The following is a 4,640-nucleotide window of genomic DNA, read 5'->3' as shown; positions in this document are numbered from 1 at the left end:
GCGGCGGCGCTGCGGGCCAATGCCGCCGATGCCGCGCCCGCCCGGCCCGCCGACGCGCTGGGCGCCGCCACGCTCTGGGCCACGCTGGCGGGGGCGCTGCTCGGCGGGCTGATCCTCAACCTCATGCCCTGCGTGCTGCCGGTGCTGGCGATCAAGGTGCTGGGCCTGACGCGCCATGCCGCCGACCGGCGCGCGCGGCGCGTTGCCGGACTGGCCTACACGGCGGGCGTGGTGCTGTCGTTCCTGGCGCTCGGCGCGCTGATGCTGGCGCTGCGCGTGGCGGGCGAGCAGCTCGGCTGGGGTTTCCAGTTGCAGTCGCCCGCCGTGGTGGCGGCGCTGGCGGCGCTGTTCACGCTGATCGGGCTGAACCTCGCTGGCGTGTTCGCGTTCGGCAGCCTGCTGCCCGCGCGGCTGGCGGCGGCGCAGGCGCGCCACCCGGTGGCCGACGCGCTGCTGTCGGGCGTGCTGGCGGTGGCCATCGCGTCGCCCTGCACCGCGCCGTTCATGGGCGCCTCGCTGGGCCTGGCCGTGGGGCTGCCGGCGGCGCAGGCGCTGCTGGTGTTCGCCGCCATCGGCCTGGGGCTGGCGCTGCCGTACCTGGCCGTGGCGCTGGTGCCGGCGGCGGCACGCCTGCTGCCGCGGCCCGGCGTGTGGATGGACACGTTCCGCAGGCTCATGGCCTTCCCCATGTTCGCCACCGTGGCCTGGCTCACCTGGGTGCTGGGGCAGCAAAGCGGCATCGACGGCGCGGGCGCGCTGCTGGCGCTGCTGGTGGCGCTCTCGGCCGTGGTGTGGGCGCTGACGCTGCGCGGGCGTACGCGCATCGTGATCGCTACTATTTCGATAGCTGTCTTCGCTTTATTGGCGGGCGCTATCGGCCAAAACATTGTGCAAACCGCAGCCGTGGCCGGTGCCCAGGCAGATGGCGCATGGCAGCCTTGGTCGGCGCAGCGCGTGGGCCAGCTCACGGCGGCAGGGCAGCCGGTGTTCGTCGATTTCACCGCCGCCTGGTGCGTGACCTGCCAATACAACAAGAAGACCACGCTGGCCGACGCGCAGGTGCTGGCCGATCTGCGCGGCCGCAACGTGGCCCTGCTGCGTGCGGACTGGACGCGCCGCGATGCGGCCATCACCGCCGCGCTGCGCGGCCTGGGACGCAGCGGCGTGCCGGTGTACGTGCTGTACGCGCCGGGGCGCGCGCCCGAAGTGCTGTCGGAAGTACTGGGCGCCGACGAGCTGCGCGCCGCGCTGGCGCGCCTGTAGCGCCCTGGTTCAACCTGGAAACGGCAGTTGGATGCGCCTGCCAGTGCCGTGATCGGGGTGCCAGGCAAGACGCGACGACGCGGCGGGCTTGCTGCCCGCAAGGAGGAGCAACGCCGCATGGCGCGCCGAGCGCGGTGCTGGCAGGTGCATAGCGCTCTCACCCACGAGGTGAACGTCATCGAAGCCGGCAACGCTCGATTTCATGCGGCCTGGCAAGGGATGCAAAGCGGTCAACTGCCGTTTCTAGGTTCAGTCTCCTTCGGTGACGTGGTTTTCGTGCAGCGCCGCGATTTCGGCGTCGCTGTAGCCGACCTCGCGCAGCAGCGCAGTGGTGTGCTCGCCCACGCGCGGGGGTTGCAGGCGGATGCCAGGGCGGCGGCCGTCCAGCGTGAGGGGCACCAGCGGCACCTTCGCGGTGCTGCCATCGTTCATGCGAACCGGGGCCAGGCCGCCGGTGGCGTTCAGGTGCGGGTCGTCGAACAGGTGCTCGGGCTGGGTGATGGGCGCGAACGGCAGGCCCTGCGCCTCGAATCCACGGGCCAGTTCCTGGGTGCTGTAGCGTGAAAGGTGGGTGCGCAGCAATGGCATCATCCATGTGCGAGCCTGCACGCGGTCGTTATTGGTGGCCAGGCGCGGGTCGGCCAGCAGATCATCGAGGCCGAAGGCATTGCAGAAAACGACCCATTGCTTGTCGCTGACCACGGCCAGGAATATCTGCTCGCCGCCTTTCACCGTGAACACGTCGTACACGGCCCAGGCCGAGATGCGCGCGGGCATGGGCGCGGCGGGCTTGCCGGTGGCGGCGAACTGCATCATGTGCTGGGCAACGAGGAAGACGTTGTTCTCGAACAGCGCCGACTGCACCTCGGCGCCCTGTCCAGTCTTCTCGCGCTGGGCCAGCGCGGCCATGGCGCCGATGGCACCGAACATTCCACCCATGATGTCGTTGACGCTGGCACCCGCACGCAGCGGGTCGCCGGGGCGGCCTGTCATGTAGGCCAGGCCACCCATCATCTGCACCACTTCGTCGAGTGCCGTGCGGTGCTCGTACGGGCCGGGCAGGAAACCCTTGTGGCGCACATATACCAGGCGCGGGTGAAGCTGGCGCAGGCGCTCGTAGCCCAGGCCCAGTTTTTCCATCACACCAGCCTTGAAGTTCTCGCTCACCACGTCGGCGGTGGCGACCATGCGCAGCGCCGCCGCCACGCCCTCGGGCTGCTTCAAGTCGAGCGCAATGCTCTTCTTGTTGCGGTTGAACAGCGGGAAGAAGCCCGCGCCCGAGCCGAGCAGCCTGCGGGTGGCGTCGCCACCGATGGGCTCGACCTTGATCACCTCGGCGCCCAGGTCGGCCAGCACCATGCCGCAGGTGGGGCCCATGACCATGTGCGTGAATTCGACGACGCGGACGCCTTCGAGCGGCAGGGGCTGCGCGGCCTCGTCAGACATGGGCGGCCTCCCGTGTGCGGGAAATGAAACCCTTGGGCAACCCGGCTTCGGGCGTCATGCCATAGATGGTTTCGCCCGGCAGGCCGGCCTGCAGCGGCCCGCGCGCGGCGATCAGCCTGCCCATGTCGACACCCGTGGCAATGCCCATGGCTTCGAACATGAACACCAGGTCTTCGGTGACCACGTTGCCCGAGGCGCCCGGTGCGTAGGGGCAGCCGCCCAGGCCGCCCAGCGAGGCGTCAAAGGTGCGCACGCCCACGTCATAGGCGGCGAGGCAGTTGGCCAAGCCCAGGCCGCGTGTGTTGTGCATGTGGGCGGCGCCGGTCTTGTCGCCGATTTCGTCCATTACGCGCTGGAACAGCCGCCGCACCTGCGCCGGGTTGGCCATGCCGGTAGTGTCGGAGAGGCCGACCTCGTTCACGCCGGCCTTGGCCAGCGCAGCGGCCAGGCGCACCACCTCGTCTTCGGATACCAGGCCCTGCAGAGTACAGCCGAAAGCGGTGGAGACGCCCGCCTCGACCGCCACGCCGGGGGCGGTTGCATCGCGCAGTTGGACGATGGCGCGTACCTCTTCGACCATTTCCTCGCGCGTCTTGCGCACGTTGGCCAGTGAATGCGCGGCACTGGCCGAGACGGGGATGGTGATCTTGTGCACGCCGGCATCGAGCGCCGCCTGGGCGCCGCGCAAGTTGGGCACCAGCGCCATGACGGTCAGGCCGGGCAGCATGCGCGCATGGCGCACTAGATCAGCCGCGTCGGCCATCTGCGGCAGAAGCCGTGCAGGCACGAAGGAGCCGACCTCGATTTCGCGCAGGCCTGCAGCATGCAGAGCGTCGAGCCAGCGCAGCTTGTCGGCGGTGGGCATGGTGGCCTTGACCGACTGCAGGCCATCGCGCGGGCCGACCTCGCTGATGAGCACGTCAGCGACGGCAATGTCATTTCGTTGTTTCATAAGACAGAATGCTATTCTTTCTATTGAAATACTCGCCGTTTGCCAAGCCGCTGTCAAGACAGCACACTTGGAGCAGAACCTGGGAGAAATAGAAAAGCCATGCCACGCAAAGCCCGTACCGAATCCCTCGCCGACCAGCACGCCGCCCCCGGTGGCGCCGCCGCAGTGGACCGCGCGCTGACGTTGCTGGCCGCTTTCCGCGCGGGTGACAACGCACTGAGCCTGGTGGAGCTGGTCGCCCGCACCCAGCTCTACAAGAGCACGGCACTGCGCCTGCTGGCTTCGCTGGAACATGCGCGCCTGGTGCAGAAGCAGGAAGATGGCCGCTACACGCTGGGCGCCGAGGTGGCGCGCCTGCATGGCGTGTACGCGGCCTCGTTCGCGCTCGACCGCGTGGTGCTGCCCGTGCTGCGCCAGTTGGCGGCCACCACGCAGGAGAGCGCCGCCTACCATGTACGCCAGCAGGGCCCGGGCGCGCAATGGGCGCGGCTGTGCCTGTACCGCGTGGATTCGCCGCATGCGGTGCGCGACCATGTGCGCGCGGGCGACCTGCTGCCCCACGACCGCGGCGCCGGCGCGCGCGTGCTGCTGGCATGCTCAGACACGCCAGTGCCCGGCGCCAGCGCGCAAGAGCGCCTGCTGTACGCCGCCATCCGCGCCCAGGGCTATTGCGCCATCATTGGCGACCGCACGGCGGAGCTTGCGGGCATCTCGGCGCCGGTATTCCACGCCGATGGCAGCCTGGCTGGTGCCGTGACGCTCACCATGCCGAGCCAGCGCTATAACGAGCGCTGGGTCAAACCCGTGCTGGAGGCCTCGCGAAACCTGAGCGGACTGGTTTGATTGGGTGGTTTTTTGTCACCTATCAATCATATTTTTTGAGATTAATGCCCTTGAATGTATCGAATAGGACTTACGCAAAAGCCATGGAGAGCGATGGACTTCTGAGTTCCTGACGCAAGTAGTCTGAGAGCAACGA

Annotated in this window: 5 protein-coding genes; 2 read left to right on the top strand and 3 right to left on the bottom strand. The window is 68.7% G+C overall.

What is annotated here, in order from left to right; all coding sequences use genetic code 11:
• Window positions 1-1,263, top strand: a 1,263-nt coding sequence (locus tag PY257_RS15680) for a protein-disulfide reductase DsbD family protein (RefSeq protein WP_275743504.1), incomplete at its 5' end; no start/stop codon positions are given.
• Between the two features lie 9 nt (window positions 1,264-1,272).
• On the opposite strand, the gene PY257_RS15675 is transcribed toward PY257_RS15680, so the two are convergent.
• The 3 genes from PY257_RS15675 to PY257_RS15665 are packed head-to-tail and all read right to left on the bottom strand — an operon-like array spanning window position 1,273 to window position 3,661.
• On the bottom strand, window positions 1,273-1,467 hold the full coding sequence (locus PY257_RS15675; RefSeq protein ID WP_275743502.1) for a hypothetical protein: 195 nt from the start codon (window positions 1,465-1,467) through the stop codon (window positions 1,273-1,275).
• 45 nt (window positions 1,468-1,512) lie between these two features.
• On the bottom strand, window positions 1,513-2,709 hold the full coding sequence (locus tag PY257_RS15670; protein WP_275743500.1) for a CaiB/BaiF CoA transferase family protein: 1,197 nt from the start codon (window positions 2,707-2,709) through the stop codon (window positions 1,513-1,515).
• Complete coding sequence (locus tag PY257_RS15665; protein ID WP_275743498.1) at window positions 2,702-3,661, bottom strand: hydroxymethylglutaryl-CoA lyase; 960 nt, start codon at window positions 3,659-3,661, stop codon at window positions 2,702-2,704. The genes PY257_RS15670 and PY257_RS15665 overlap by 8 nt, the downstream gene beginning before the upstream one ends.
• 99 nt (window positions 3,662-3,760) lie before the next feature.
• On the opposite strand from PY257_RS15665, the gene PY257_RS15660 reads away from it, so the two are divergent.
• On the top strand, window positions 3,761-4,504 hold the full coding sequence (locus PY257_RS15660; RefSeq protein ID WP_275743496.1) for an IclR family transcriptional regulator: 744 nt from the start codon (window positions 3,761-3,763) through the stop codon (window positions 4,502-4,504).
• Window positions 4,505-4,640 lie beyond the last annotated feature (136 nt).

The sequence above is a fragment of the Curvibacter soli genome, assembly GCF_029211125.1.
GTDB classification, from domain to species: Bacteria; Pseudomonadota; Gammaproteobacteria; order Burkholderiales; family Burkholderiaceae_C; genus Curvibacter_A; species Curvibacter_A soli.
Note: the sequence above shows the minus strand (reverse complement) of the source record. Positions and strands in the feature narration are given on the sequence as shown.